This is a genomic window from Pseudoalteromonas sp. MB47 (assembly GCF_011319765.1).
Taxonomy (GTDB): domain Bacteria; phylum Pseudomonadota; class Gammaproteobacteria; order Enterobacterales; family Alteromonadaceae; genus Pseudoalteromonas; species Pseudoalteromonas simplex.
The window spans coordinates 115,800-141,845 of sequence record NZ_VFBD01000011.1 but is presented as its reverse complement, the minus strand read 5'-3'; the positions used below and the strand labels follow the sequence as shown (position 1 = coordinate 141,845).

The following is a 26,046-nucleotide window of genomic DNA, read 5'->3' as shown; positions in this document are numbered from 1 at the left end:
ATGATCTTTGATCCATTATGCTAGAATACTCCTCCGGTTATGAAAAGGGATGTTAATTCGGTATCGAATAAGCAAAAGGTTATCGCTACTAAAACCGTTTTCCACATCGGACAAAAATAATAAAAAAAGAACGCCGTAATATCTTTTTTAAATAAAAACATAAGCTTATCTAATTTTCCTAAATGTTTTTTCATTTTGGGAGAATTAACTGTGTCTGTTATCTACAAAGTTATCCACAGCTTGCTCTGTCATAAAGCTTTATTGGTTAATAATTCACAGTCGTTTTCTTCATGACCTTATGGCATGCTTACAAACAATTTAATGTTATTCAATTAGGATCCAATTTCACCATGGCTCAGATCCCTGAAAATCCACTTATTCTTGTAGATGGTTCTTCTTATTTATTCCGTGCATACCATTCGCCACCGCACCTTACTAACTCAAAAGGTGAAGCGACAGGCGCAATCTATGGCGTAGTTAATATGCTTAAGAGTTTGATCAAGCAATATGATCCATCGCACATGGTGGTGGTATTTGATGCCAAGGGTAAAACCTTCAGAAATGATATGTACAGCGAATATAAAGCGAATCGTCCGCCAATGCCGGATGACTTACGCACACAGATCGCACCACTGCATAACATTATTAAAGCAATGGGTTTTCCGCTGATTAGTATTGAAGGTGTTGAAGCTGACGATGTTATCGGTACGTTTGCGCGAATAGCCTCAGAGCAGCAGCGTCATGTGCTGATCTCGACTGGCGATAAAGATATGGCGCAGCTTGTTAATGAGCATGTTACGCTGATCAATACCATGACAGATAGCATTTCAGATCCAGAAACCGTGGTTGAGAAGTTTGGCGTTGGTCCTGAATTGATCATTGATTACCTTGCCCTAATGGGTGACAAAGTCGATAACATCCCAGGTGTTGATGGCTGTGGTCCAAAAACAGCGGTGAAGTGGCTGCAAAAATATGGATCATTACAAGGTGTCATTGATCATGCAGGTGAAATAAAAGGCAAGATTGGTGAAAAACTTGCTACAGCACTTGATCATTTGCCACTTAGCTATGAGTTAGCAACAATTAAGTGTGATGTTGAGGTTGAGTCAGATCTTGAAAGCTTTAAGCTGCAAGAGCCTAATCGTGACGAATTGATTGCACTTTATGGTGAGTGTGAGTTCCGCCGTTGGTTAGCTGAGCTACTTGATAACCCTAAAGACGCTGACACGCATTTAGATGTGCCAACTGAAGCTAACGAACTACCAAAAGTTGCTGATGCACACTACGAAACAATCTTAACTGAAGAGCAACTTGATACCTTAGTGGCGCAGTTAAATGACGCCGAATTGTTTGCTTTTGATACTGAAACAACCAGCCTTGATTATATGCAAGCGCAATTGGTTGGTATGAGCTTTGCGGTTAAAGCCGGTGAAGCGGCTTATCTTCCGGTTGGTCACGATTACCCAGATGCGCCTGAGCAATTAAGCTTAGAAACCGTAATGGCAAAAATTGGCCCAATCTTAGCTGACGAAAACAAAGCGAAAGTGGGGCAAAACCTTAAGTACGATAAAAGCGTGTTAGCTAACGCAGGCTTTGAATTAAAAGGCATTAAATACGACACCATGCTGGAGTCGTATGTATTTAATAGTGTAGGCAGCCGCCATGATATGGACTCGTTGGCACTGAAATACCTTGGTCACAAAAATATCAGCTTTGAAGATATTGCCGGTAAAGGTAAAAAGCAGTTAACGTTTAACCAAATTGAGCTAGAAAAAGCTGCGCCTTATGCTGCTGAAGATGCTGATATAACGCTACGTCTTCATCAAGTATTATGGCCAAAAATTGATGCTGATAGCCAATTAAAATCGGTATTCGAAGAGATTGAGTTACCACTTGTCACAGTGCTTTCTGATATTGAGCGTACTGGTGTTGCAATTGATAGCAACATGCTAGCAGCTCATAGTCAACGTTTAGGTGAACGCCTGTTAGAGCTTGAGCAAGAAGCTTATGATATTGCAGGTGAAAAATTTAACTTAGGCTCACCTAAGCAACTGCAAGCTATTTTGTTTGAAAAACTTGAGCTGCCTGTTATCAAGAAAACACCTAAGGGTGCACCTTCGACAGCAGAAGAGGTGTTACAAGAACTTGCTCATGATTATCCGTTACCAAAAGTGATTATTGAGCACCGTGGTTTATCTAAACTTAAATCAACCTACACAGATAAACTTCCGCTAATGGTTGATGAGCGCACTAAGCGAGTGCATACCTCTTACCATCAAGCTGTAACAGCAACAGGTCGTTTAAGTTCAACGGATCCTAACTTACAGAATATTCCAATTCGTTCAGAAGAAGGCCGTCGAATTCGTGAAGCCTTTATTGCTGCACCTGGCCATAAAATTGTGGCTGCCGATTACAGCCAAATTGAATTACGTATCATGGCGCATTTATCTCAAGATAAAGGCCTATTAACTGCCTTTGCGAATGGTTTAGATGTTCACAGTGCAACAGCGGCAGAAGTCTTCGGGGTTAGCCTTGAAGAGGTTACCAGCGATATGCGCCGTAAAGCTAAAGCGGTTAACTTCGGTTTAATTTATGGCATGTCGGCGTTTGGTTTATCACGTCAATTAGATGTACCACGTCATGAAGCACAGCATTATATTGATAAATACTTCGAGCGTTTCCCTGGCGTACTTGAGTACATGGAAACAACCCGTGAAAAAGCAGCTGATAAAGGGTATGTAGAAACGATTTTTGGCCGCCGCTTACATTTACCTGAAATCAATGCCCGTAACGGTGCTCGTCGTAAAGCCGCTGAGCGTGCTGCGATCAACGCACCAATGCAAGGGACTGCTGCAGATATCATCAAAAAAGCGATGCTAAAAGTTCATCAATGGGTGAACGCACAAGCTGCAGGTTCAGTTAAGCTGCTCATGCAAGTGCACGATGAATTAGTGTTCGAAATTAAAGAAGAATCTGTGGACGACTATAAAGCTGAAATTTGTAAGTTAATGTCAGAAGCCGCTACTCTTGATGTGCCTCTGATTGTTGAAGCCGACAGCGGTGACAACTGGCAACAAGCTCACTAATATCTAAACTAAGAGCCACCGATAGAACAATTCGAGTGGCTCGGTCTGATTAGTTAAGGAGTGGTCGGTAGCTCCTATCATCCCCATAGCTTGATGTGAAATTGCTCCAAAAGTTTAACCCCAAACTTTAATTGTAAGCTCGTTACTTATTTATTTCTAAAATAGCTTTTAGGGTATTCTCTTTTTCAAGAATATCGCGATACAGTGCGAACTGGTTTCGGGCTCGTTCGAGATTATGGTGAGCATGTTTAGTCGCAAAGTAATTGTCACCATCAATAAAATCAGTAAGAAAGCGCAAGCCAATCATAAATGTCATTACTTTTGTGCCAAGCCAAAAGCTCTCTTTTTCTGCATCAGTGATTACATTTTTTAATGGTTCTACATAGCCCTTAACAATAGCTGCAAAAATTTCTTCGCGAACTGTTACATTTTTCAGGTTAGTTGAGTCCTCTTGCTCAGGTGAACAGAAAGTGCGCACCATGTCACCAAAATCAAATAACCAATAGCCAGGCATACAGGTATCTAAATCGATAACTGCTTTTGCATCATCAGAATCTTTACAAAAAAGCATGTTATTGATTTTTGTATCATTATGACAGGGTCTTAATGGGATCTTACCTTCCAGTTTCTGTAGTTCATCAATTAGCGATTGCTGATTTAAACAGAACTCGATATCTGGTTGGCAAAGTTCGATACGATTTACAGGGTCATTTTCGATTGCTTTTCTGAAAGCATCAAAACGCATTGCTAAATTATGAAAATCTGGGATAACATGATGTAGTTGCTCAGCCTGAAAGTCTTGTAAAGCAAGCGCAAATTGACCAAATGCATTGGCCGCAGTTTGTGCTTGAGAGATGTTTGCTACAACATCCTCACTGTAACTGCCGCCAATAAATTCGAGTGCACGCCACACGCCTTGGTCACATTCCACCAAAAAATCATTTTTTATTGTCGGTACATGACGAATGATCTCGAGACTATATTCACCTTTCACATGTTTGTCGTTTAGGTGCTTTTCGATAAGCCTTGCATTCTCTACAAGCTGCTCAGGGTTAGGAAATACATCAGTATTTAGTTTTTGCACAACGACAGCATTATCTTGTGACTTAAGAAGCATCGTTGTGTTTATATGGCCGTTGCCAATAGGTTTCAGTGTCACGTGATCTGAACTTAAGCCAAAATGCTCAGAAAGATAAGTTGCAACAGGATTCGACTTCATTAATTTTCCATTACTTTTTGTAAGAAGAGGTGTAGATTTATTCATTAAGCCCGAGGCGTAACTGACGTAATGTACTTGCTATTGCATCCAATTCAGCTTTGTAGGTTACGCCGTACCATGGCTCTTGTGCGGTATAAACGGCGACAGTTTGATTGTAATCTTTAATCGCAAGTTGTATCTGATTTGGTAAATAATACTCTTTCGTGACACCGTTGTCAGTATTTTCTAAAAACTGTACAAAGCCCTTTTCTAGAACCATGAATAAATCATCTGTAATCCCCCAAAAACTCATTGAACCAAGAGCTTCCTTAGCAATACTCTGACGCTCACCTAGAGAGTTATTACCTAACAAAATATCTTGCTCTAGCTTGATATCAAGATATTCAACAACATCGATTAAATGTTGTTGCTCATCGATGCTACACACTCCGCGATTTACCCCTCCTTGAGCCGATAAAGTATCAACTACAGGGTAACCAACCATAGCCCAATCATTACTACGCTTAAAATGTTCGGCGATAATTTTAAACGAAGAGGCCCCATAATAATCATCGGCTGTAATTACAATTGCAGGGTTCTTTACATAGGGTTTTGCACATAAAAGAGCGTGGCCTGTTCCCCAAGGCTTTTGCCGCTCTTTAGCTAAAGAAAGATACTTTTCTGGAATTGCAGTGATTTCTTGATTAACTAAGATAACTTCTAGTGATTTAGGCAAACGGGGTAAAATTCTTGCTTCAAATTCGGCTCGAATATTAGCATTTATGATGATAACAGCTTGAGTTACACCTACTTGAACAGCATCTCGAATACTTAGTTCCATAATAGTACTGTTAAGACCTGGAATATCAGCAATTTGTTTGTTTCCACCAAAGCGACTACCGAGTCCGCCAGCTAATACGATTAAGGTTAGAGAATGATGAGTCATTGCGCGAGTAATAAGATGAACAAAGGAAAAGTGTACCAGAACCTTTGATATTCGAGCAACGGCTGTTAATAAGGATTGTAAGTGTTAAAAAGCACCATGTTAAGAGAGATTTAAGAGGGCACAAAGTAGAGCTCAGTGCTCCTCAAAAATCATCAGCACGTTGTAGTGATTAAGTGTTTATTTGAAGGTTGCTAGCAACTGTAATAACTGTTGCAGTTTAATAACGGTTTTTTTCAGCTTTTCTTCGTCCATACCGTCGTTGCTTAAGCTTTCTACATCAGCTGCAACATCGAGAACGTAGGGTTTAAAGCGTTTCGCTTCAAAATCAAAGCCAGCATCTTTTGCAAATAAGGCTTTGAATTTACCATGGCCTTGCTGCTGTAAATCATCTAATTTTTTATCAGCATCAAGTGCCTGACGATAAACGATTTTTAGGTTAGCATTGAGTTGTTCAATAATTGAATCCATTTTTTTCCTAAAGCTTTAGACTGCAATGCCGATATAGTACGTGGATTGTCATAAAAAGTCAGGTAATGAACTATGAATATATCAGGATCAAGCTTACCAGCGATGAGTGGCGGTGGCGAAAGCGCAGAAGTTTACAGCGCATCACTTGCTAAAAAACAGCAAAAGGCTGATGGTGCTGCGGCACTTGCACTTATCGAAGGCGCAGCAATGAATACCAGTGCTGCACAAACACCTGCTAAGTCGGTAACTGCGACACTAGGTAACAACGTAAACGTATACGTTTAACTTAGATTGAGATCGATAGGCGTTTTACTTTTTTCGCCGCCGATCTCACGCACCAGCTTAGGAACCAAAAAACCCGGCAATGCTGCCAGCATAGCTGTTACGATTTCCCGTGCCTGACTCTCAGCTATATCAAAATGGCTAGCACCCTCAACTTTATCTAGTAGATGTAAGTAGTAAGGAAGTATATCTGCCTCAAAAAGCGCTTCACTTAATGCAACTTGCGACTCGACAGAATCATTCACATCTTTTAGTAACACCGCCTGATTTAGTAACGTCACCCCTACAGCTTTTAACTTTTGCATGGCCGCTTTAAAGTCATCATCAATTTCGTTAGCGTGATTGATATGATTTATAAACACCACCTTTAAGGGCGATGCAGCAAAGCGTGCACATAGCTCATCGGTAATTCTTGCTGGGATCACCACAGGTAAGCGGCTGTGAATACGCATGCGTTTAATTTGCGGAAGTTGCTCTAACTCATCCATAAACCAACTAACAGCATCGTCTTTAGCCATCAATGGATCGCCACCACTTAAAATGACTTCGTTGATGTTGCTGTCGGCTTTTATATAAGCCAGTGCATCAATTAAACTGCGTTTGTTTAATTGGTTTTCTTGATAAGGAAAATGGCGTCTAAAGCAATAACGGCAATTTACGGCACAACCGGTTTTAAACATCACTAAAACGCGAGAGCGATACTTGTGTAACAAGCCAGGTTGGTTGTTATCTTGCTCTTTTAGAGGGTCTTTGTCGTAACCTGTTTTTGCTAAAAACTCTTGGTGCCTTGGCATCACTTGTAGCAAAAGAGGGTCGTTTATGTCGCCATAACGCATTTTTTTGATAAATGGCAGCGGCACGCGGACAGGAAAAAGACTGCGTGCTTTGAGGTCTTTTTCGTCTACTTTGCTTGATAATCCTAGCATTTCTAGCAAGCGTTCAGGACAAGTGACAACATTTGCCAATTCTTTTTGCCAGTTTTTATGCAAATTTACTTCATTTCTTTGTATCATTGACACGTAGATTACTCGAAATTATTTAGACAGAGGAAACGATGGCGAATTATAGCACCAATGAGTTCAAGGGCGGCCTAAAAATTATGTTAGACGGCGAACCTTGCAGCATCTTAGAAAATGAAATGGTAAAACCAGGTAAAGGCCAGGCGTTTAACCGTGTTCGTATTCGTAAACTTATCACAGGTAAAGTACTAGAAAAAACATTCAAGTCAGGTGAATCAGTTGAAGGTGCAGACGTAATGGATACAGATTTAGCGTATCTATACACTGACGGTGAGTTCTGGCACTTCATGAACAACGAAACATTTGAGCAAATCGCTGCTGACGAAAAAGCGCTTGGCGACAATGCAAAATGGTTAGTTGAAAATGACGTTTGTACTATCACGCTTTGGAACGGTAGCCCAATCGCCGTGACTCCACCAAACTTCGTTGAATTAGAAATCACTGAAACAGATCCAGGTCTAAAAGGTGATACAGCGGGTACTGGCGGTAAACCAGCAACATTAAGCACAGGTGCTGTTGTTCGTGTTCCTCTATTCGTACAAATCGGCGAAGTGATCAAAGTTGATACACGTAGCGGTGAATACGTGAGCCGTGTTAAGTAATAGGCATTGTTAAGCAATTTATTATAAAATCCCAGCTTCTGCTGGGATTTTTTTTGGGAAACGCTATGTCTAATGTCCTTTGGCAACCAAGCGCCGATATTGAAACTTTACGAGAGCGTGCCGTCATCATCCGCCGTATTCGCGAGTTCTTTTATGTCCGTGATGTTATGGAGGTTGAAACGCCAAGCTTAAGCGCGGCCAGTGTAACCGATGTGCATTTAGTGACTTTTAGTACCGAGTTTGTTGGCCCTGGCCATGCTGGTGGCTTACCACTTTATTTGCAAACGTCGCCTGAGTTTGCCATGAAGCGTTTACTTGCGGCGGGCTCTGGGGCTATTTTCCAGCTGTGCAAAGCCTTTCGTAATGAAGAGGCGGGTAGTCATCATAATCCTGAATTTACAATGCTTGAGTGGTACCGCCCAGGCTTCGATGAGTTTGCGCTTATGGATGAAATGGATGAGCTTATGCAATTAGTGCTCGGCGTAGAAAGCGCAGAGCGACTCACTTATCAGCAAGCCTTTATGAACGCCTTAGGTGTAGACCCTTTAACTGCTGATATTAGCACATTGCAGCAACTAGCAACAGCACAGGGCTTTGCCGATATTGCCGCGAATGAAACGCATCGCGATACCTTGTTACAGCTATTATTTTGTATGAAAGTTGAACCAACGATTGGCCAAGAAAAGCCTTGTTTTGTTTATCATTTTCCTGCATCGCAAGCCGCTCTTGCCCAAATTTGCCAACATGATGAGCGAGTAGCAGGGCGCTTTGAGTTATATTTTAAAAATATGGAGCTGGCAAACGGTTTTAATGAACTGACCAATGGTAAAGAGCAAGCAGCTCGTTTTAGTGAAGATAATCAGTACCGTGAAGCAAATGGCTTAAAGCAAGTGCCAATGGATGAACGCTTAATAGCTGCACTAGAGTATGGCTTACCGCAATGTGCGGGTGTCGCACTGGGTATTGATCGACTCATTATGCTGGCAACGAATAAGCAAAAGATTAAAGACGTACTCGCCTTTGATGTTGAAAGGGCTTAACTGATTTGGCTCTAGGTGTTTGGGTGCTAGGTAAAAACCTAGCACCCAATTACTTATAGCTCGAAAATAAATGTCACACCGGCAACCATAGGTTCGCCAAGTTGTGTGTATGTATGAGTGGTGTAACCGTCTAATGGGTCGTTACCAAACTCAAAACCACGAGTTGGTACGTCTTCGTCAAATAAGTTACGTGCCCACGCATTAATGCTCCAATTATCACTTTCATAACCAAATGAAGCATTCACTAAGTTGCTGTTAGGTGCTTTTGAGTTATGGCTATCAGAGAAGTAGTAATCGTCTTTGCCTTCTATACCAATTGATGCGTAAAGTGCTGGCGTAAAGTTATAACGTGCAGTGAATGCATATTGGTATTTAGGAGCTTGTGCTTGATCTCGACCATCTTGATCTAGGCCTGATTGCGCAACAAAGTCATTGATTTCTGTATGTAGATAACCTGCACTACCCGTTAGTAGTAAATTGTCAGTAGCTTGGAAGCTGCCTTCAATTTCTAAACCATAGTTTTCGCCAGAGCTGGCGTTATCGATATAACCTGTGAATTTTTGACCTTCAACTTGCCACGATTTTAACTGCATATCTTCGCGGTACATGTAGAAAGCGGCAAGACGTAACACAAACTTATCGTCCAAAGAGCTGCCTTTCACACCAAACTCACCGCTCCAAAGGTATTCAGGGGCAAATGATGTGTGATTAGCGAAGAAATCAGCATCTAGATTTAAGCCTTCGTCTTTTGCTTTTGCTAAAGCTTCAGAGTTAATACCGCCAGCCTTATAGCCACGAGTAATGCTGGTGTAGATCATAGTGCGATCAATCACTTGGTATTCAAGTGCAAGCTTACCGCCCACCATGACATCATCCGTTTCTTCAATAAAACCGTTATTGTCGATGTAGTCGCCTTGATACTGCTCAACACGCAGACCCGTAATTAAGGTTGTTTTTGGACCAATAGCTGTTGCTAGTTGGCCATACGCTGCAATATTGCTGGTTTCATAATTTGAGGTAAATGGCTGTGCAAGCCAAGTGTATTGGCGCTCTAAATCAACTTCGCGGCCTTGATAGTAAATGCCAGCGACCCACTCACCTGATTTACCGCTAAATTGCAGCTCTGCAGCCTGATCTTGACGATCGCGAAAGTAAGCATCTGTTGAGCTATAGCCCCAATCATGCAAGCCAGCAGCACATAACTCAGGTTGGGCTTCATCATTACACACCCAGTCTTCGTCATAGCTGTATACCAGCTCGCTGTCGATACCAGATAGGTTTAGGCTAACATCAAAAAAGTCAAAGCCGGTGTATATGTTTGCTAGGCCAACCGCAATGCTTTCTTGGTTGTCTTGGCCTGGTTCATCAGCAACACTGTAACGGCTGTTATCTAATGTGAATGCGTCATAGCCGTTATTTATATCGATGTAATGTACATTCAGTTCAGTACGTAAATGCTCGGTCAATTGGCTGTGTAATTTAAAGCGAGAGACAAGCTCGTCTTGTTGCTGGGTATCTTTGCCTAAATAACGGTTTTCTACATACCCATCAGACTCACGTTGATAAATACTAGCGCGTACTGCTGTGTCGTCGGTAATACCGGTACCTGCGGCAATACCTGCTTCATAGCTGTTGTAGTTGCCCGCACCTAATTGTATTTTCACACTTGGGTCAAGAGTGGGGGTTGCAGATTCCATTTGAATCATGCCAGCTAAGGCATCAGCACCAAAGCGAGTTCCTTGTGGGCCGCGATAAATTTCAACTTGGTCGATATCAAATAACAGTGAACTGCCGCCTAAACCAGAGTAGTTTATACCGTCGATCACTAAGCCAACCGAAGGATTAATAGGGTCAACAAACTGTGAGCGTAAACCAACACCACGAATTTGCACGAAACGACCACGAGATGCCCCTGAGGTAAAGTTTACATTCGCTGCACTAGCAAGCATCTCATCTAAAAACTTTGCACCGCGTTGATTGATTTCATGGTCTGAAAACAAGCTTGCGCTGGCACTAAGGGTTTGAATGCTTTCTCTTTTGAAATCACCGGTAACTTCAATTTTTTCAAGCTCACCGTCTTCAGCGTAAGCAATCGAAGATGCTGCGAATAAAGGCAGGATGGCAGCAGATAATAATGATAAACGTCGTTTCATGCGGATTCTTAACTCCATTTTCGGGACTGCTATTCTAGCAACCTAGCTAGCCAAATGGCTATAAAATCAATTTTTATGATATAAACGCAGGCAATTATACGTAAATTGATTAGGAATACGACTATGACCTTTAAAGTAGACTTTAAAGTGCGTGATTATGAGTGTGATTTACAAGGAATTGTAAACAACAGTGTTTATTTTAATTATTTAGAACATGCACGCCATGAGTTTTTACATGCCCAAGGTATCGATTTTGCAAAGCTCGCAAGAGAAAAAGTAAACCTTGTCGTACTGCGTAGCGAAATGGATTACAAGGCATCACTTATGCCGGGTGATGAATTTTACGTTGCCGTTGAGCCTGAGCGTATCAGCCGATTAAAGTTTGCTTTTAGGCAAACAGTGTATCGTAAACATGATCATAAAGTGATGCTACAAGCGTTAGTGATTGGCACGTCAGTAAATGAAAAAGGTCGTCCTTTTTTACCAGAAGAAGTCGATAACTTATTCAAATAGTCTGCGTTGTTCTTTGATAAGCTAACTTAGAACAATTTTTTACAGATAAAACATGTTTTTTTAACGATCAATTGCGTTAAATGTTGTTATTATTACTACATTGAAATTTGAATAGTTAAAAAATATGAAGTTAGTAGCCTTGCCTCTTCTTTTTGTATTATTTTGCATGGGCTGCTCATCGACAGGGACAGTCACTAGTGAGCAATTAAAATATACACAGTGGCAATTATCAAAAGTGAATGGTTTAGCTATTCCTGTATCTCAAAAAGCCTCTATACGCTTTATAGAAGCGATGCAGGTTAACGGCTTTGCTGGCTGTAATAAATTTTTTGGTGAAGGTGCGCTCAGCGAAGATACGCTAACGGTAAATAAGTTAGGTATGACTCGTAAATCATGTGGCGAGCAAGTTAATGAGCTTGAGCAGCAATTATTGTCAGCGCTAAAAGAAGGTGCGGCAATTACGCTAACAGGTGAGAAACTAACTCTGCAAGGCGAGCATCACTTTACCTTCATTGCAAAAAACTAAAGTGGCTTAGCTTGCAGCAATTTTTTAACTGGCGTACACTCAGGGCGTTTTAAAGAAACGAATTTATACTTGTCGGAGTGCCTTTAACAAGGCTGAGATCGCGAAAGCGGGATCCGTGAACCTGATCAGGCTAACACCTGCGTAGGGAACAAGCTGCCTCACTGGGCGCTTGTGCGCCAAATTTATGGGGCATAAGCGGCGCAGGCTGCACTAGTAAGCATTTAGCTTATTAACGATCCAATGGCGTTTGCCACTCTCTATTGCATTTGCAATATCTGACAAGACAACCCTTAAAGCAATGAGGTAAGTCATGTCAAACACAACAACTAAACCATCTCGCCGCGAAGTTCGTGCGGCAGCATCAGATTATATTTATAACTTAACGGGTCAACCCTTTCCTAATTCTCATAAAGTTTATGTAGAAGGTACACAAGACAATGTACGAGTAGGGATGCGTGAAATCACTCTCAGCGATACCTTCATCGGAGGCACTGAAGAGAACCCTGTATTTGAATCTAACGCACCAATTCGTGTTTACGATACCTCGGGCCCATACACTGACCCAGATTTTCAACTTGATGTGCGCAAGGGCCTTGAGAAATACCGTGAAAAGTGGATTGAAAGCCGCGGCGACACTGAAATATTAGACTCAGTGACTTCGCAATTTTCTCAACAACGAATGGCAGATGAAGGGTTAGATCATATCCGCTTTGAACATCTACCAAAGATCCGCCGTGCAAAAGCAGGCAAAAACGTAACGCAAATGCATTATGCGCGACAAGGTATTGTGACGCCTGAAATGGAATATGTGGCAATTCGTGAAAACATGGGACGCGCTAAAATTCGTGAAGAGTTACTTGCAGCCCAGCACAAAGGCGAATCGTTTGGCGCTAGTATTCCTGATTTTATTACCCCTGAATTTGTGCGTGATGAAATTGCCCGTGGTCGCGCTGTACTTCCTAACAACATCAACCACCCGGAAACTGAGCCGATGATCATCGGCCGAAATTTCTTAGTTAAGGTGAACGCGAATATTGGTAATTCGTCGGTGACTTCATCAATCGAAGAAGAAGTAGAAAAAATGGTGTGGTCGACTCGTTGGGGCGCCGACACGGTAATGGACTTATCAACGGGTCGCTACATTCACGAAACCCGTGAGTGGGTGGTACGTAACTCGCCAGTGCCAATTGGTACCGTACCAATTTACCAAGCGCTTGAAAAAGTAAACGGCGTGGCTGAAGACCTAACGTGGGAGATTTTCCGCGATACCTTGATTGAACAAGCAGAACAAGGGGTTGATTACTTTACTATTCATGCTGGGGTATTGTTGCGTTACGTGCCGATGACAGCAAAGCGTGTTACCGGTATTGTTTCGCGTGGTGGCTCAATTATGGCGAAATGGTGTTTAGCGCACCATAAAGAAAACTTCTTATACACGCACTTTGAAGAAATTTGTGAAATTTTAAAACAGTACGATGTGTGTTTTTCATTAGGTGATGGCTTGCGCCCGGGCTCTATTGCTGATGCTAATGACGAAGCCCAGTTCAGCGAATTACGTACTTTAGGTGAGCTGACAAAACTTGCTTGGAAACATGATGTGCAAGTGTTCATTGAAGGCCCAGGCCATGTGCCAATGCATATGATCAAAGAGAACATGGAAGAGCAGCTAAAACACTGTGAAGAAGCACCGTTTTATACTCTTGGTCCATTAACCACGGATATTGCACCGGGGTACGATCATTTCACATCAGGTATTGGCGCTGCGCAAATTGCTTGGTACGGCTGCGCTATGCTTTGTTATGTAACCCCTAAAGAGCATTTAGGCTTACCAAACAAAGAAGACGTTAAAGAAGGTTTAATCACTTACAAAATTGCTGCTCATGCTGCCGATTTAGCAAAAGGCCACCCGGGTGCGCAAGAGCGTGACAACGCATTATCAAAAGCACGCTTTGAGTTCCGTTGGCACGACCAATTTAACCTAGGTTTAGACCCAGAACGCGCCCGCGAATATCACGATGAAACACTGCCACAAGAATCAGGCAAGATTGCACACTTCTGCTCTATGTGTGGCCCTAAGTTCTGCTCGATGAAGATCACTCAAGAAGTACGTGATTACGCCAAAGATCTTGAAGCTAGAGGCATTGATCCAAATAACGTAGGCGATACTATCGAAATCAAAATGGTTGATGTTGAAGCCGAAATGAAAGCGAAATCAGACGAGTTCAAAAAAACAGGCTCTGAGATTTACCACAAAGCCGTTTAATTGATGGAGCTAGGCATCAGCGATAGGCTCTGGGTATTTACCTAGGGCCTAGAGCCTAGGGCCTAGAAAGTTTATGTCATTAAAGATAGCGATACTGGGTTTTGGTTTAACTGGTCGTTTAACTGCATTAGCACTTGCTAAAGAGCATCAGTTAAGTGTGTTTGAGCAAGATGATGAACATGCTAGCAACAGTGCTGGCAGCGTTGCTGCAGCAATGTTAGCCCCCCTTGCTGAATCAGTCTTGTGTGAACAGGATTTAGCCCTACAAGGGCTTAATAGCATCACTCGTTGGCAGCAAATTTTAAGTGAGCTCGATGACGCTGTGTATTTTCAACAAACAGGCAGTTTAGTGGTTGCTCATCAGCAAGATAAGGGCGATTTACAAAGTTTTGTGAGCCGCTTAAAACCGCTTGAAAGCTATCAGGCACAGGCATTGGTTGGCACTCAAATCGCTGATCTTGAACCAGAACTAGCTGGGCGTTTCCATCAAGGTGTGTATTTACCTTGTGAAGGGCAACTCGATAATCAGGCATTTTATAGCGCTAGTTTTAAAAAGCTTACCTCGCAAGGAGTGCAATTTAACTTTAGCTGTAAAGTTGCATTGAACACCCATCAAGTGAATGGCCAAAGCTTTGATTATGTATTTGATTGTCGCGGTTTAGGTGCAAAACAGGCTGAACCCTTACTGCGTGGAGTAAGAGGGGAGGTGGCGCGTTTATATGCACCGGAGGTGAACCTAACCAGACCGATACGACTGATGCATCCGCGTTATCCAATTTATATTGCTCCTAAGCCAAACCATCAATTTGTGATTGGTGCGACTGAAATCGAATCGCAAGACCGCGGTAAAGTCACCGTGCGCTCGGCGCTGGAATTATTGTCTGCTGCTTATACGGTGCATAGCGGCTTTGCTGAAGGGCGTATCGAGAGCTTGCAGTCGGGGCTTCGTCCAGCGTTTGCAGACAACCGCCCGAAAGTCACAAAACAAGGTCGAGTGATCAGTATTAATGGCTTGTACCGTCATGGCTATTTACTTGCGCCTCAGGTGGTCGATGATGCAGTGAGCTTAATTGCTTAAGGATAAAAATGAATATTTTAATTAATGGTCAGTCAGTTACAGTGAACGACAATACATCGCTCACTCAGGCGTTGAGCCAGTTTGGCGCAAGACCTCCATTTGCCGTTGCCGTTAATGGTGACTTTGTACCGCGCAGCCAATGCGATGCTAAACCCCTCAATGAAGGCGACAGCATTGAGCTATTGTCGCCAATTCAAGGAGGCTAAGATGGATAGTTTTTCAGTTTATGGTGAGCAATTTACGAGTCGTTTACTGATTGGCTCAGCACTGTACCCTTCGCCAAGTGTTATGACAGAGTCGATAGTGGCCTCACAGGCTGAGATTGTCACGGTTTCATTAAGACGTCAGCAAAGCGCTGCTGCCGGTGATGATTTTTGGCAATTGATAAAAAACACTGGGTTAAAGGTGCTGCCAAATACGGCGGGTTGCCATAGTGTGAAAGAAGCAGTGACCTTGGCACAAATGTGCCGCGAAGTGTTTGCCACTGATTGGATCAAGTTAGAGTTGATTGGTGACGAATATAATTTACAGCCAGATCCATTCGCACTGCTCGAAGCCACTAAAATTTTATTGGCCGATGGCTTTAAAGTTTTACCTTATTGCACAGATGATTTAGTTCTGTGTCAGCGCCTCGCTGATTTAGGCTGCGAAGTACTTATGCCTTGGGGCGCACCGATTGGCACAGGCAAAGGCTTGCTGAATCCTTATAACTTAAAAATGATCCGTGAGCGCTTGCCAAACCATACGTTAATTGTTGATGCGGGCTTAGGTTTACCATCTCATGCCTGTCAAGCGCTTGAATTAGGGTATGATGCCGTATTATTAAATTCGGCAATTGCAGGTGCAGGTTGCCCAGTAACGATGAGTAAAGCGTTTAAGAGTGCGGTTGAAGCGGGGCGATCTAGCTATGTGGCTAAAGCGATGCCAGAGAAAGACGTAGCAAGCCCATCAACGCCGACGCTTGGAATGCCATTTTGGCATCAAGAATAAAATGTGAGGAATAACATGAATCAGGTTGTATGGACCATAGCTGGCTCAGATTCGGGCGGCGGTGCAGGAATTCAAGCCGACATCAAGGCAATGCAAAGTTTTAATGTACATGGCTGTACGGTTATTACTGCTTTAACGGCACAAAATAGTTTAGGTGTAGAAGCACTTAACCCGATTTCAACAGAAGTGATTGAGTCGCAACTATTAGCCTTAGCCAGTGATATGCCTGCCAGCGTGATTAAAATTGGCATGCTTGCCAATGTGCAGCAAATACAGCTTATTAGTGAGCATTTAAAACATTACAAAGCAACTTGGGCAGAGCCGCCTTTGGTTGTTTATGATCCGGTTGCCATTGCCTCAAGTGGTGATTTATTAACAGAAGAAGATACTGTTAGTGCTATCAAAGAGTGTTTATTGCCATTAGTCGATGTTGTAACACCGAACACCCACGAAACACAGCTATTAACTGGTGTTTACCTGATTGGCCCAAGCGCAGTGAAAGAGGCCGCAAAGAAGTTAACAGGCTATGGTGCAAAAGCGGTGATCATCAAAGGGGGTCACTGGGATTACCCAAGTGGCTATTGCATTGATTACTGCGTGCAAGGTGAGCAGGAATATTGGCTTGGTAACGAAAAAATTCAAACTCCGCATAGTCATGGTACTGGATGCAGTATGGCCTCTGTGATTGCTGCGTGTTTAACCAAACAGTATCCTCTCAAAGATGCCTTTATTTTAGCGAAAGCCTATATCAACCAAGGATTAAAAGCAGCCATTCGATATGGTGAGGGGATTGGCCCCGTTGCACACACTTGCTTTCCAACAAATCTAGCTGATTACCCACAAGTCATCGAAGCGGGAAGTTGGCTAGGTGATGAACTCGACTTTGATTGCCCGGTTGATTTTACCATGGCAGCAGGCTTTGCTGAGTGCGACTCTAAACAGCTTGGGCTATATGCCGTTGTTGATACGGTTGATTGGTTAGAGAAGTGTTTAGCCGAAGGGGTTAAAACCGTTCAATTAAGAATGAAAAATGCAGACGATGCAGCACTTGATGAGTCGATTGCAAGTGCGGTTATGCTGGGGCAGAAGTACGATGCGCAGGTGTATATCAATGATTATTGGCAATTGGCGATTAAGCACGGCGCTTATGGTGTGCATTTAGGGCAAGAAGACTTACAAACCGCTAATTTAATTGCCATAAAAGAGGCGGGGTTACGCTTAGGTGTGTCGACTCATGGCTTTTATGAGATGCTGCGTGCACATAATTACAGACCAAGTTATATGGCGTTTGGTGCTATTTATCCAACCACCACCAAAGACATGACTGGGCAAATTCAAGGCTTAGAAAAGCTCGAAAAATTTGTGCCGTTAATGGCTGATTATCCTACAGTGGCAATTGGTGGAATTGACTTATCTCGTGCTGAGCAAGTTGCGAAAACGGGTGTTGGCAGTGTTGCAGTAGTGCGTGCGATTACCGAAGCCGAAGACTACCAAGCAGCCATTGCCACGTTAAAACAGCTGGTCGAAGGTCAGCCATAATATGAGCGCGTTAAGCGACAAAGAGCAAATTCGTTATAGCCGCCATTTGCTATTAAAAGAGGTGGGGCATGCGGGTCAGCATAAGTTAAAGTCTGCACATATTGTGGTTATCGGAGCGGGGGGGCTTGGCTCACCAGCACTGTTTTATTTAGCGGCTGCAGGAATCGGAACACTCACTTTGATTGACGACGATAAAGTTGAGCTTTCAAATCTACAGCGACAAATACTCTATAAAGTAAACCACATGGGGCAGGCTAAAACACAGGCGGCTGCCAAGGTGTTAGGCAGTTTAAATAATCAAATTACGGTTAAACCTCTATGCCAAAAGCTTGATGAAAGTAACTGTGCTGAGCTACTTGAAGATGCTGACATCATTCTTGATTGCAGTGATAACTTTGCTACCCGCTATTTGGTTAATCGCTATTGTTTAGCTAAATCTATTCCGCTTGTTTCAGCTGCGGCTATTGCAACACAGGGGCAGGTGATGAGTTTTGATTTTCGTGATGAACAAAGCCCTTGCTATGGCTGTATATTCCCGCAAACGGAGGAGCAAACAGCACTTAATTGTGACAATGCTGGGGTATTGAGCCCGTTACTGGGTGTTATGGGCAGCATGCAAAGTTTATTGGCTATCAATATATTGCTTGGCCATAAAACGGGCAGCGAGTTTATTCAATTTGATGGGCTAACACTAAAACAAGAGCGCTTTAATATTCAAAAAGACAGGGAGTGTTCAGAGTGTAATCGTGGAGTGTAGGCGCGATTTATAGAGAGTTTTAAGCAAACCACTTTTGCTCAAGTGGTTTGCTAAATTGAACTTATTAGTCGTTAATTTTCGCAAATGGTGTGCCCATTCGCGTCACTGTTTCTGGGTGTTGATCTGATAAGAACTCAGCTTGATTTGCGCCCCAGGCTAAAATAACGGTAGAGCCTAATTTAAAGCGACCCATTTCTTCACCTTTCTTCAGAGTAATCGCATTGTCACCTTCAGTTGGGTAATTCCAACTAAATACATCTTTACCTGCTGGTGGCGTTACTGTGCCTGCCCAAATAGTCTCGATGCTAGCAACAATTGTCGCACCGACAAGTACCATGGCTAGCGGGCCAATTTCGGTTTCGAAGATAGCTACAACACGCTCGTTACGAGCAAATAGGTTAGGTACATTTTGCGCTGTTAACGGGTTTACCGAAAATAAATCACCCGGTACGTAGATCATTTTGCTCAGCGTACCATCAACAGGCATGTGAATACGGTGGTAATCTTTAGGCGCTAAATAAATAGTTGCAAACTTACCGCCTAAAAACGGCGCTGTGTCTTCTTCTTTGCCACCAAGGAGTGCTTGTAAGCTGTAGTCATGGCCTTTTGCTTGGATGATGTGACCGTCTACTACATCGCCTAATTGGCTAATTGCACCATCAACTGGGTGAGTAATAATGTCGCTTTCTTCAGCAAGTGGACGAATACCTTCTTTTAACGGGCGAGTGAAAAACTCATTAAAAGTTTTGTAATGAGCTGGATCTGGGTATTTAGCCTCAGTCATATCAATTTTGTATTGTTTGATAAACAATTTAATTAAGGCCGTTGTTAAGCCACCCGCTTTTGCTGCTGCTAACTTGCCAACCATGCGCGAAATGAAATGTTTTGGCATGGCATATTGCATAGCAATTTTGAATTTATCTAAACTCACTTGTTTTTTCCTAAATAGTTATACGCGAGGAGCGCGTGCACCAGCACGGCCGTCGGCCATAGTTTCTAAAATTCGGTGGTAACTGTCAAAACGAAGTTCTGAAATTTCACCATCATCAACAGCTTGGCGAATTATACAGCCTGGATCGTTTAAATGCTTACAATCGCGAAAACGACAGCCACCAATAAAATCACGGAACTCTTTAAAGCACCATGTAACGCGCTCAACATCTAAATGCCATAAGCCAAACTCACGAATTCCCGGTGAGTCGATTAGGTTACCACCACTTGGTAGATGGTGTAATCGCGATACGGTTGTTGTGTGTTGACCAAGGCCGCTGTTCTCAGATACTTCTTGGGTTAAGATGTCAGCATCAGGCAGTACAGTGTTCACTAAGGTTGATTTACCCACACCACTTTGACCAACAAAAATGCTGTTTTTATCGACCAGTTTTTGTTTAAGCTCATCAATGCCTTGACCCGTTTTATTACTGACTAATAGTACTTGATAACCTAGCTCACGATAGATATCGAGAATTTCATCAATAAAAGCAAGGCCTTCATCGTCAATCAAATCTATTTTATTAAGCACTAAAATTGGCTCAATCCCCATGTCTTCACAGGCAACTAAATAGCGGTCGATAATGTTTGGTGTAAACTCAGGCAATACCGCAGAGACCATTAAAATTTGGTCGATATTGGCAGCGACGACTTTCACCCCGTCATAAAAATCAGGGCGCGTTAGTTGTGAGCGACGCTCATGGGTTGCTTCAATAACGCCAGCTAAGTCGCCTTCGCTAACTTTTGCACGGCGAAAAATAACTTCATCACCACAAACAAGGCTCGATACTGTTCTACGTATATTACAGCGTAGCACTTCGCCTGATTCGGTTTCGATATCGGCGTGTTGGCCAAAACGACTGATCACAACCGCATTTTCAGCAGGGCCTAAATTATCATTTTGCCATTGCACAGTTGCCCCTTTCTGTTGCTTTTTGTCTGCATTAGAGAGGCGTTTTTGATGATTGGCCTTAATTCGACGCGATTGGCCTTTACTTAATTTCTTTTGTTTTGCCACTTTTGGCCTATAACTTGAGTAAATGTCGGGCTTTTTGAAAAAAAAGCTTTAGGTCGACTGATGATACTAATATGATATATCTAAATGCGTTGGATCTAAAGGAAAGCACCGCTAAGGTAACTATGTCTTTTCATAAATCAAATCTTATCTGGCTCGACCTAGAAATGACAGGCCTCGAACCAGCAACAGATAAAATACTCGAAATTGCCACTGTTGTCACCGACAGTGATTTAAACATCTTGGCCGAAGGCCCTGTTATTGCTATTCATCAAAGCGATGAACTGCTTGATGGCATGGACGAGTGGTGCACGACTCAGCACGGTCAATCTGGTTTAACAGCTCGTTGTAAAGCAAGCACATTCACTGAACAAGATGCTATTGATCAAACTTTGGCATTTCTAAAGCAATGGGTACCTGCGGGTGCTTCACCTATGTGTGGTAATTCTATCGGCCAAGACCGCCGTTTTATGAATAAGTACATGCCTGAATTGGAAGACTACTTTCACTACCGTAACCTTGATGTGAGTACCGTTAAAGAACTTGCACGTCGTTGGAAGCCTGACGTATTAGCGCAAGTGAACAAAAAAGGTTCACATCTAGCCCTCGACGATATCAAAGATTCGATCATGGAATTAAAGGTTTACCAAGAAAAATTCTTTAATTTGTAAAAAACATTTGCAAACACATCGGATTATTGTAGAATCCTGCCCCGCTTAAGACGTTAACCCCCGCGGGGTTGGTATGTCTTTAGCTAAACTTTTATAGTTGAAATTTGCGGCACTAGCTCAGTTGGTAGAGCGCAACCTTGCCAAGGTTGAGGTCACGAGTTCGAGCCTCGTGTGCCGCTCCAATTTCTCACCAAAAGAAATTGGCTTAAGTTTCAAGTGGAAAGTAACTAACTTGAAGCTTGTAACTTAAAACTAGTAACTTATTGTGCGGCACTAGCTCAGTTGCCAGAACGTTTCACCGCAACCTTCAGGTTGTGCGACAACGGACAAATTACTGACTACTTTTGAATGCGGCACTAGCTCAGTTGGTAGAGCGCAACCTTGCCAAGGTTGAGGTCACGAGTTCGAGCCTCGTGTGCCGCTCCAATTTCTCACCAAAAGAAATTGATATAAGTTTCAAGGGGAAAGTAACTAACTTGAAGCTTGTAACTTAAAACTAGTAACTTATTGTGCGGCACTAGCTCAGTTGCCAGAACGTTTCACCGCAACCTTCAGGTTGTGCGACAACGGACAAATTACTGACTACTTTTGAATGCGGCACTAGCTCAGTTGGTAGAGCGCAACCTTGCCAAGGTTGAGGTCACGAGTTCGAGCCTCGTGTGCCGCTCCAATTTCTCACCAAAAGAAATTGGCTTAAGTTTCAAGGGGAAAGTTGAAAGCATTAGCTTGAAACTAGAAACTTGCAGCTTACAACTTATTTATGCGGCACTAGCTCAGTTGGTAGAGCGCAACCTTGCCAAGGTTGAGGTCACGAGTTCGAGCCTCGTGTGCCGCTCCAATCTCTAAAAAATCCCAAAAACACTTTCTTAAATAATTTAGTTAATAGCAAGATTTGCTTACAGCTTATAGCTTACAGCTTACAGCTTACAGCTTACAGCTTACAGCTAGTTTTAGATCTGACCTTGAATCGTCGCGACAATGCGTCTTACACCGCCATGATCTCGGTGTTCGCCTAAATAGATATCTTGCCAGGTACCAAGCATTAAACGGCCTTGGTTAATTGGAATAGTGAGTTCAGTACCTAAAGTACTGCTTTTTATGTGGGCAGGCATGTCGTCATCACCTTCATAATCATGGCGGTAATAACTTTGTCGTTCTGGCACAAAATGATTGAAGTGACTTTCCATATCCATTCTAACTGTAGGATCTGCATTTTCGTTAATAGTTAAGCTTGCAGAAGTGTGTTGAATGAATAGGTGTAATAAGCCGACTTTGTATTGTGTTATCTCCGGAAGTTGCCGAAGAAGCTCGTCATCAATGATGTGAAAGCCTCGTGAGCGAGGCTTCAATTGAATGGTTTTTTGCTGCCAGCTCATAGTTTATCAAAGCTAACTTCAATATTGGCGTTACCATCAGCTGACGTGAATGGAATTAATACCTTGGCGCCTTCACATTTATGAGCAATTGTATGTCCCTTACCAGACACTACAACTGGCGTTGCCATATCAAACTCATAACCTTTTTCACCGAGTAGGTTTTTAGCGCCACCTGTTACCATGTTAGTAATTTCACCTACCATGTCGGTTACTTCTTCATTTACCGTATCAGGGCGTTCACCTAGCATTCTTTCCATAATGGTCAGAGCTAGATTTTCATCAAAGGTGATTGAAAGTGAACCTTTAGTTTGTGGGCCAACCATACCAATCAAACCTGATACATCGCCACGGGCTAATTCGTCTTTCTTTAAACTAGGTTTGCCCGGCTTTAATTCTGTTTGAGCCATGGTGCTCAATACATTTAATAATGATGATAAAAAAGGGTTGATGAACTCCACATTCATTATTTATTTTCCCTTAGGTTTCGAAATGCCGTTAATCATACTTTAAGTGTAGTGGTTGTTTCAAACACCGCACTTATTCTTTGCATTTTTCGCATTTACCATGCGCTTCGATTGTTTGTCCAGAAACAATAAATCCACTTTCTGCTGCTAAGTTATTAAGTTCATGAGAAATTACTGTTGAATGTAATTCTTTTACATAACCACAGCTATCACAAATTAATAATTGTACAGGGTGGATGTGATCAAAATGATGGCACAACATAAATGAGTTGGTGCTTTCAATTTTATGAATAAAGCCAAGTTCCGATAAAAAATCGAGCGCTCGATAAATAGTGGCTGGTTTTGCGCCTGATTCAGTTAATTTAAGTTGTTCTAATAGGTCATAAGCACCCACACCACCTTGCGCACTAGCTAATAGGCGGAATACTTTTTCACGGATGGGTGTGAAACGAGCACCACGATTATCGCATACTTGTTTTGCTTTACTGACGAGTGATTCTATATTCATCTTCTCTTATCCTTACGCTACCGTGATATACTAACATACTGTATTGTAGTTGCAGTGTTTTTATTCGCTAACACGTTTTTAGGGAGTTTGATTAATGAGTGAATTGCTAGCGGCATTCATTTTCTTTTTTGCGGTAATCGATCCAATAGGCACAGTTCCCGTTTTTATTGCTGTTACGCGCTGGGATGATGCTAAGTTCAAACGCAAAGTTGCTTTAAAGGCGGTTGGCGTTTCGGCGCTGGTTTTATTATTTTTTGTTGTTGCAGGTGAGCTACTCTTAAACGCGATTAACATTCCTCTTTCGGCGTTTCAGATTGCTGGAGGAATTGTGCTATTACTTTTTGCACTGTCGATGATATTTGGTGAAAGTAAACCTGAAACCGAGATAAAAAGCGTTCGTGATAGCACTGAAACCGCTATTTTTCCTTTGGCGATTCCTTCTATTGCCAGTCCGGGTGCCATGCTTGGTGCAGTACTAATGACCCGAAATACCGAATACACTTGGTATGAACAGCTTATAACTTCCTCAATCATGCTTTTGGTATTAGTAATTGTGTTGGTTTTACTACTACTTGCTACGCATGTTCATAAGTTAATAGGCGATAGTGGCGCAAGTATCATTAGCCGGGTGATGGGTTTAATTCTATCGTCAGTGGCGGTGACTAATATCTTAGGTGGTATTGCTCACTATTTTGGTTTAAGTGTCGTCGCGTAGTTTAATTTAAAGTGCATTTTCAGTGATTTAAATTTTGAATAATTGCCTTCTTTTATCTAACTTTAAAGAAGGCAATATAAATTTTAAGGAACAAAGAATGCTAATCAAAAACGTTGTTTTATCTGTCTTTCTGATTTTTAGTTTAGGTGCTTGCATGGAGCCGACCTATGATAGTGGTAAGCTAAAAGTCATCGAAGTAACAGACCATGATTTTAAAATTAATGGTGAAAGCGCCGTAACTGTAATTGTTGGTCATGCCAATGTGGCAGAATATAGTTTCTCACTTCGTAAAAGTGATTTAAAGAAAGGCACGCTCCTGCAGTCTGTGTCTGACAGTAATCCAAATGTCCGTGCTGATGGTACCTTCTTTAGCGAGTATTATGTGCAATCAAAAGATCACGACACGCGAGCATCAATTGAAATTGTAGAAATAGACCCCGTTGAGAAAATCGCACGAATTGCTGTTGGTGCTAAGCTAGTTAACCTGAAAAATGAGGATTACAAAGAGCTCGAAATTACTGTTTTAGAGCTTACGGGCCAAAATCTTGAACATCTTCTAAATGAAGTGAAGATGTAACCTTTCCATTTTTGCTTATTCTTCAAAGAAGTGAGATTGCAGTACACTTCTTCGTCTCTTTTCATCATCTGATCTTCGATTAAGCCATGCCGGGAGTTAGCTTCGGTGGTATAATGGCTGCAATTTTTCATTTCGGTGCATACCTAAAGGGTATGTGTCATCGCTATATTAAGCGTTAATCGTATTAGGTAATTTAAGTTGCAAGTAAATGCATTGATCTTTAAAGGGGCCATGTTATGAGCACAACGACATTAAACCGCCGTTTTTCCGTGGCACCCATGTTAGATTGGACAGATCGTCACTGTCGAACCTTTCACCGCAAAATGACTAAGCATGCTGTGCTTTACACTGAGATGGTGACAACCGGCGCTATATTATTTGGTAAGGGCGATTACTTACATTTTAATGAGTATGAAGGTCCAGTGGCATTGCAACTTGGTGGCTCAGATCCTGAAGCGTTGGCTAAGTGTGCAAAGTTAGCAGCAGAGCGCGGTTATCATGAAGTAAATTTAAATGTTGGCTGTCCGTCTGACCGTGTGCAAAATGGTCGTTTTGGTGCTTGTTTAATGGCTGAGCCTAAACTGGTTGCTGACTGCGTTGCTGCAATGAAGGCCGAAGTGACTATTCCTGTTACAGTTAAAACGCGCATTGGTATTGATGAGCAAGACTCGTATGAGTTTTTATGTGCTTTAATTGAAGCGAGTCATGATGTTGGTTGTGATGACTTTATTATTCATGCGCGTAAAGCGTGGTTAAATGGCTTAAGCCCAAAAGAGAATCGTGAGATCCCACCTCTGGATTACCCGCGCGTTTATCAGTTGAAGAAAGATTATCCGCAACTGCACTTAAGCTTAAATGGTGGCGTGAAAACAATTGCTGATAGTGTGGCTCACCTTGATTATGTTGATGGCATCATGATTGGTCGTGAGGCGTATAGTAATCCGTTTATTTTGTCTGAGGTTGACGAAAATATTTATGGTGATGAAGCCTTTACGCTAAGTCGTCATCAGGTTGTACGCTCGATGTATGACTATATTGAAGATGAAATGAGCAAAGGCGCTAACTTTTGGCATATTGCTCGCCATATGTTGGGGATTTTCCAAGGCCAACCTGGTGCGCGTGGTTTCAGACGCCACCTTTCAGAAAAAGGCCATGGTAAAGCGGCCGATTTATCTGTTATGGATAAAGCCTTAAGTTTTGTCCCAGAAGCCTAATCACAAAGCCTATTAAAAAAGCCACATTTTGTGGCTTTTTTTGATCCTAAAATTTA

General features: G+C 42.3%; 26 protein-coding genes, 4 tRNA genes and 1 riboswitch. Of the genes, 20 read left to right on the top strand and 10 right to left on the bottom strand.

What is annotated here, in order from left to right:
- Window positions 1-350: 350 nt before the first annotated feature.
- Window positions 351-3,086, top strand: a complete 2,736-nt coding sequence (gene polA / locus IMPJCBKJ_RS07515; protein WP_166339620.1) for a DNA polymerase I — start codon at window positions 351-353, stop codon at window positions 3,084-3,086.
- A 142-nt stretch (window positions 3,087-3,228) separates the two neighbouring features.
- Here polA and IMPJCBKJ_RS07510 read toward each other — a convergent pair whose 3' ends face one another.
- The 3 genes from IMPJCBKJ_RS07510 to IMPJCBKJ_RS07500 form a co-directional block, all read right to left on the bottom strand.
- A complete protein-coding gene (locus IMPJCBKJ_RS07510) occupies window positions 3,229-4,305 on the bottom strand; it encodes an aminoglycoside phosphotransferase family protein (protein WP_054554121.1) in 1,077 nt (358 codons plus the stop codon).
- A gap of 37 nt (window positions 4,306-4,342) precedes the next feature.
- Window positions 4,343-5,230 (bottom strand): NTP transferase domain-containing protein, encoded by an 888-nt coding sequence (locus IMPJCBKJ_RS07505; RefSeq protein ID WP_166339618.1) that lies wholly within the window; start codon window positions 5,228-5,230, stop codon window positions 4,343-4,345.
- A gap of 177 nt (window positions 5,231-5,407) precedes the next feature.
- On the bottom strand, window positions 5,408-5,698 hold the full coding sequence (locus IMPJCBKJ_RS07500) for a hypothetical protein (RefSeq protein ID WP_054554123.1): 291 nt from the start codon (window positions 5,696-5,698) through the stop codon (window positions 5,408-5,410).
- Window positions 5,699-5,770: 72 nt separating this feature from the next.
- Between IMPJCBKJ_RS07500 and IMPJCBKJ_RS07495 the strand changes: the two genes are divergently transcribed.
- Window positions 5,771-5,983 carry a hypothetical protein gene (locus IMPJCBKJ_RS07495; RefSeq protein ID WP_054554124.1) on the top strand — a complete coding sequence of 71 codons (213 nt, stop codon included), beginning with the start codon at window positions 5,771-5,773 and terminating at the stop codon, window positions 5,981-5,983.
- Here IMPJCBKJ_RS07495 and epmB read toward each other — a convergent pair.
- Window positions 5,980-6,993: an EF-P beta-lysylation protein EpmB gene (gene epmB, locus IMPJCBKJ_RS07490; RefSeq protein ID WP_166339616.1), complete on the bottom strand. Its 1,014-nt coding sequence runs from the start codon at window positions 6,991-6,993 to the stop codon at window positions 5,980-5,982. The genes IMPJCBKJ_RS07495 and epmB overlap by 4 nt on opposite strands.
- A 41-nt stretch (window positions 6,994-7,034) precedes the next feature.
- Between epmB and efp the strand changes: the two genes are divergently transcribed.
- A complete protein-coding gene (efp, locus tag IMPJCBKJ_RS07485; RefSeq protein ID WP_054554126.1) occupies window positions 7,035-7,601 on the top strand; it encodes an elongation factor P in 567 nt (188 codons plus the stop codon).
- Between the two features lie 65 nt (window positions 7,602-7,666).
- Window positions 7,667-8,641: an elongation factor P--(R)-beta-lysine ligase gene (gene epmA / locus IMPJCBKJ_RS07480; protein ID WP_166339614.1), complete on the top strand. Its 975-nt coding sequence runs from the start codon at window positions 7,667-7,669 to the stop codon at window positions 8,639-8,641.
- A gap of 53 nt (window positions 8,642-8,694) precedes the next feature.
- Here epmA and IMPJCBKJ_RS07475 read toward each other — a convergent pair whose 3' ends face one another.
- Window positions 8,695-10,794 carry a TonB-dependent receptor gene (locus tag IMPJCBKJ_RS07475; protein WP_166339612.1) on the bottom strand — a complete coding sequence of 700 codons (2,100 nt, stop codon included), beginning with the start codon at window positions 10,792-10,794 and terminating at the stop codon, window positions 8,695-8,697.
- A 123-nt stretch (window positions 10,795-10,917) separates the two neighbouring features.
- On the opposite strand from IMPJCBKJ_RS07475, the gene IMPJCBKJ_RS07470 reads away from it, so the two are divergent.
- The 8 genes from IMPJCBKJ_RS07470 to IMPJCBKJ_RS07435 all read left to right on the top strand — a co-directional run bounded on the left by IMPJCBKJ_RS07470 (window position 10,918) and on the right by IMPJCBKJ_RS07435 (window position 18,460).
- Entirely contained in the window at window positions 10,918-11,307 is a 390-nt protein-coding gene (locus tag IMPJCBKJ_RS07470; protein WP_138601160.1) for an acyl-CoA thioesterase, read from the top strand.
- Window positions 11,308-11,431: 124 nt separating this feature from the next.
- Window positions 11,432-11,833 (top strand): META domain-containing protein, encoded by a 402-nt coding sequence (locus tag IMPJCBKJ_RS07465; RefSeq protein WP_054554130.1) that lies wholly within the window; start codon window positions 11,432-11,434, stop codon window positions 11,831-11,833.
- A 63-nt stretch (window positions 11,834-11,896) separates the two neighbouring features.
- A riboswitch (TPP riboswitch) is annotated at window positions 11,897-11,998 on the top strand.
- A 145-nt stretch (window positions 11,999-12,143) separates the two neighbouring features.
- A complete protein-coding gene (thiC, locus tag IMPJCBKJ_RS07460) occupies window positions 12,144-14,096 on the top strand; it encodes a phosphomethylpyrimidine synthase ThiC (protein WP_138619830.1) in 1,953 nt (650 codons plus the stop codon).
- 73 nt (window positions 14,097-14,169) lie between these two features.
- Window positions 14,170-15,174 (top strand): FAD-dependent oxidoreductase, encoded by a 1,005-nt coding sequence (locus IMPJCBKJ_RS07455; RefSeq protein WP_166339610.1) that lies wholly within the window; start codon window positions 14,170-14,172, stop codon window positions 15,172-15,174.
- 8 nt (window positions 15,175-15,182) lie between these two features.
- Entirely contained in the window at window positions 15,183-15,380 is a 198-nt protein-coding gene (gene thiS / locus IMPJCBKJ_RS07450; RefSeq protein ID WP_054554133.1) for a sulfur carrier protein ThiS, read from the top strand.
- 1 nt (window position 15,381) lies between these two features.
- Window positions 15,382-16,164, top strand: coding sequence for a thiazole synthase (locus IMPJCBKJ_RS07445; protein WP_054554134.1), 783 nt, complete (start codon window positions 15,382-15,384; stop codon window positions 16,162-16,164).
- Between the two features lie 15 nt (window positions 16,165-16,179).
- Entirely contained in the window at window positions 16,180-17,703 is a 1,524-nt protein-coding gene (gene thiE, locus IMPJCBKJ_RS07440; RefSeq protein WP_166339608.1) for a thiamine phosphate synthase, read from the top strand.
- A gap of 1 nt (window position 17,704) precedes the next feature.
- Window positions 17,705-18,460: a HesA/MoeB/ThiF family protein gene (locus IMPJCBKJ_RS07435; RefSeq protein ID WP_166339606.1), complete on the top strand. Its 756-nt coding sequence runs from the start codon at window positions 17,705-17,707 to the stop codon at window positions 18,458-18,460.
- A gap of 64 nt (window positions 18,461-18,524) precedes the next feature.
- On the opposite strand, the gene asd is transcribed toward IMPJCBKJ_RS07435, so the two are convergent.
- Together asd and rsgA are read right to left on the bottom strand one after the other, a co-directional pair.
- Window positions 18,525-19,391 carry an archaetidylserine decarboxylase gene (gene asd, locus IMPJCBKJ_RS07430; protein WP_346774156.1) on the bottom strand — a complete coding sequence of 289 codons (867 nt, stop codon included), beginning with the start codon at window positions 19,389-19,391 and terminating at the stop codon, window positions 18,525-18,527.
- A gap of 18 nt (window positions 19,392-19,409) precedes the next feature.
- Entirely contained in the window at window positions 19,410-20,468 is a 1,059-nt protein-coding gene (rsgA, locus tag IMPJCBKJ_RS07425) for a small ribosomal subunit biogenesis GTPase RsgA (protein WP_054554137.1), read from the bottom strand.
- Between the two features lie 122 nt (window positions 20,469-20,590).
- On the opposite strand from rsgA, the gene orn reads away from it, so the two are divergent.
- The 5 genes from orn to IMPJCBKJ_RS07400 all read left to right on the top strand — a co-directional run bounded on the left by orn (window position 20,591) and on the right by IMPJCBKJ_RS07400 (window position 21,974).
- Window positions 20,591-21,136: an oligoribonuclease gene (orn, locus tag IMPJCBKJ_RS07420; protein WP_054554138.1), complete on the top strand. Its 546-nt coding sequence runs from the start codon at window positions 20,591-20,593 to the stop codon at window positions 21,134-21,136.
- Window positions 21,137-21,242: 106 nt separating this feature from the next.
- Window positions 21,243-21,318, top strand: a tRNA-Gly gene (locus IMPJCBKJ_RS07415).
- Window positions 21,319-21,486: 168 nt separating this feature from the next.
- Window positions 21,487-21,562 (top strand) — tRNA-Gly (locus IMPJCBKJ_RS07410).
- 168 nt (window positions 21,563-21,730) lie between these two features.
- A tRNA-Gly gene (locus IMPJCBKJ_RS07405) sits at window positions 21,731-21,806 on the top strand.
- A 92-nt stretch (window positions 21,807-21,898) separates the two neighbouring features.
- Window positions 21,899-21,974, top strand: a tRNA-Gly gene (locus tag IMPJCBKJ_RS07400).
- 112 nt (window positions 21,975-22,086) lie between these two features.
- On the opposite strand, the gene IMPJCBKJ_RS07395 is transcribed toward IMPJCBKJ_RS07400, so the two are convergent.
- The 3 genes from IMPJCBKJ_RS07395 to IMPJCBKJ_RS07385 all read right to left on the bottom strand — a co-directional run bounded on the left by IMPJCBKJ_RS07395 (window position 22,087) and on the right by IMPJCBKJ_RS07385 (window position 23,484).
- A complete protein-coding gene (locus IMPJCBKJ_RS07395) occupies window positions 22,087-22,512 on the bottom strand; it encodes a secondary thiamine-phosphate synthase enzyme YjbQ (protein ID WP_166339604.1) in 426 nt (141 codons plus the stop codon).
- The gene (locus tag IMPJCBKJ_RS07390) at window positions 22,509-22,976 is read right to left on the bottom strand and encodes a chemotaxis protein CheX (protein WP_054554140.1); all 468 of its coding nucleotides are present in this window, start codon (window positions 22,974-22,976) and stop codon (window positions 22,509-22,511) included. Before IMPJCBKJ_RS07390 ends, IMPJCBKJ_RS07395 begins: the two co-directional genes overlap by 4 nt.
- Before the next feature lie 73 nt (window positions 22,977-23,049).
- A complete protein-coding gene (locus IMPJCBKJ_RS07385) occupies window positions 23,050-23,484 on the bottom strand; it encodes a transcriptional repressor (protein WP_054554141.1) in 435 nt (144 codons plus the stop codon).
- A gap of 94 nt (window positions 23,485-23,578) precedes the next feature.
- Between IMPJCBKJ_RS07385 and IMPJCBKJ_RS07380 the strand changes: the two genes are divergently transcribed.
- The 3 genes from IMPJCBKJ_RS07380 (at window position 23,579) to dusA (ending at window position 25,990) form a co-directional block, all read left to right on the top strand.
- The gene (locus IMPJCBKJ_RS07380; RefSeq protein ID WP_138601917.1) at window positions 23,579-24,199 is read left to right on the top strand and encodes a MarC family protein; all 621 of its coding nucleotides are present in this window, start codon (window positions 23,579-23,581) and stop codon (window positions 24,197-24,199) included.
- A gap of 97 nt (window positions 24,200-24,296) precedes the next feature.
- Window positions 24,297-24,776 carry a hypothetical protein gene (locus tag IMPJCBKJ_RS07375; RefSeq protein WP_138601919.1) on the top strand — a complete coding sequence of 160 codons (480 nt, stop codon included), beginning with the start codon at window positions 24,297-24,299 and terminating at the stop codon, window positions 24,774-24,776.
- Window positions 24,777-25,012: 236 nt separating this feature from the next.
- The gene (gene dusA, locus IMPJCBKJ_RS07370) at window positions 25,013-25,990 is read left to right on the top strand and encodes a tRNA dihydrouridine(20/20a) synthase DusA (protein ID WP_166339602.1); all 978 of its coding nucleotides are present in this window, start codon (window positions 25,013-25,015) and stop codon (window positions 25,988-25,990) included.
- Window positions 25,991-26,046 lie beyond the last annotated feature (56 nt).

Coding starts and splice junctions, on each gene's coding strand:
- IMPJCBKJ_RS07505 (WP_166339618.1), bottom strand. CDS start 5,230: ATGACTCATCATTCTCTAACCTTAATCGTATTAGCTGGCGGACTCGGT.
- thiC (WP_138619830.1), top strand. CDS start 12,144: ATGTCAAACACAACAACTAAACCATCTCGCCGCGAAGTTCGTGCGGCA.
- IMPJCBKJ_RS07435 (WP_166339606.1), top strand. CDS start 17,705: ATGAGCGCGTTAAGCGACAAAGAGCAAATTCGTTATAGCCGCCATTTG.
- IMPJCBKJ_RS07380 (WP_138601917.1), top strand. CDS start 23,579: ATGAGTGAATTGCTAGCGGCATTCATTTTCTTTTTTGCGGTAATCGAT.
- orn (WP_054554138.1), top strand. CDS start 20,591: ATGTCTTTTCATAAATCAAATCTTATCTGGCTCGACCTAGAAATGACA.
- epmB (WP_166339616.1), bottom strand. CDS start 6,993: ATGATACAAAGAAATGAAGTAAATTTGCATAAAAACTGGCAAAAAGAA.
- IMPJCBKJ_RS07475 (WP_166339612.1), bottom strand. CDS start 10,794: ATGAAACGACGTTTATCATTATTATCTGCTGCCATCCTGCCTTTATTC.
- IMPJCBKJ_RS07510 (WP_054554121.1), bottom strand. CDS start 4,305: ATGAAGTCGAATCCTGTTGCAACTTATCTTTCTGAGCATTTTGGCTTA.
- dusA (WP_166339602.1), top strand. CDS start 25,013: ATGAGCACAACGACATTAAACCGCCGTTTTTCCGTGGCACCCATGTTA.
- efp (WP_054554126.1), top strand. CDS start 7,035: ATGGCGAATTATAGCACCAATGAGTTCAAGGGCGGCCTAAAAATTATG.
- IMPJCBKJ_RS07395 (WP_166339604.1), bottom strand. CDS start 22,512: ATGAGCTGGCAGCAAAAAACCATTCAATTGAAGCCTCGCTCACGAGGC.
- IMPJCBKJ_RS07465 (WP_054554130.1), top strand. CDS start 11,432: ATGAAGTTAGTAGCCTTGCCTCTTCTTTTTGTATTATTTTGCATGGGC.
- IMPJCBKJ_RS07495 (WP_054554124.1), top strand. CDS start 5,771: ATGAATATATCAGGATCAAGCTTACCAGCGATGAGTGGCGGTGGCGAA.
- epmA (WP_166339614.1), top strand. CDS start 7,667: ATGTCTAATGTCCTTTGGCAACCAAGCGCCGATATTGAAACTTTACGA.
- IMPJCBKJ_RS07455 (WP_166339610.1), top strand. CDS start 14,170: ATGTCATTAAAGATAGCGATACTGGGTTTTGGTTTAACTGGTCGTTTA.
- IMPJCBKJ_RS07500 (WP_054554123.1), bottom strand. CDS start 5,698: ATGGATTCAATTATTGAACAACTCAATGCTAACCTAAAAATCGTTTAT.
- thiS (WP_054554133.1), top strand. CDS start 15,183: ATGAATATTTTAATTAATGGTCAGTCAGTTACAGTGAACGACAATACA.
- IMPJCBKJ_RS07385 (WP_054554141.1), bottom strand. CDS start 23,484: ATGAATATAGAATCACTCGTCAGTAAAGCAAAACAAGTATGCGATAAT.
- thiE (WP_166339608.1), top strand. CDS start 16,180: ATGAATCAGGTTGTATGGACCATAGCTGGCTCAGATTCGGGCGGCGGT.
- IMPJCBKJ_RS07445 (WP_054554134.1), top strand. CDS start 15,382: ATGGATAGTTTTTCAGTTTATGGTGAGCAATTTACGAGTCGTTTACTG.
- IMPJCBKJ_RS07375 (WP_138601919.1), top strand. CDS start 24,297: ATGCTAATCAAAAACGTTGTTTTATCTGTCTTTCTGATTTTTAGTTTA.
- polA (WP_166339620.1), top strand. CDS start 351: ATGGCTCAGATCCCTGAAAATCCACTTATTCTTGTAGATGGTTCTTCT.
- IMPJCBKJ_RS07470 (WP_138601160.1), top strand. CDS start 10,918: ATGACCTTTAAAGTAGACTTTAAAGTGCGTGATTATGAGTGTGATTTA.
- IMPJCBKJ_RS07390 (WP_054554140.1), bottom strand. CDS start 22,976: ATGAATGTGGAGTTCATCAACCCTTTTTTATCATCATTATTAAATGTA.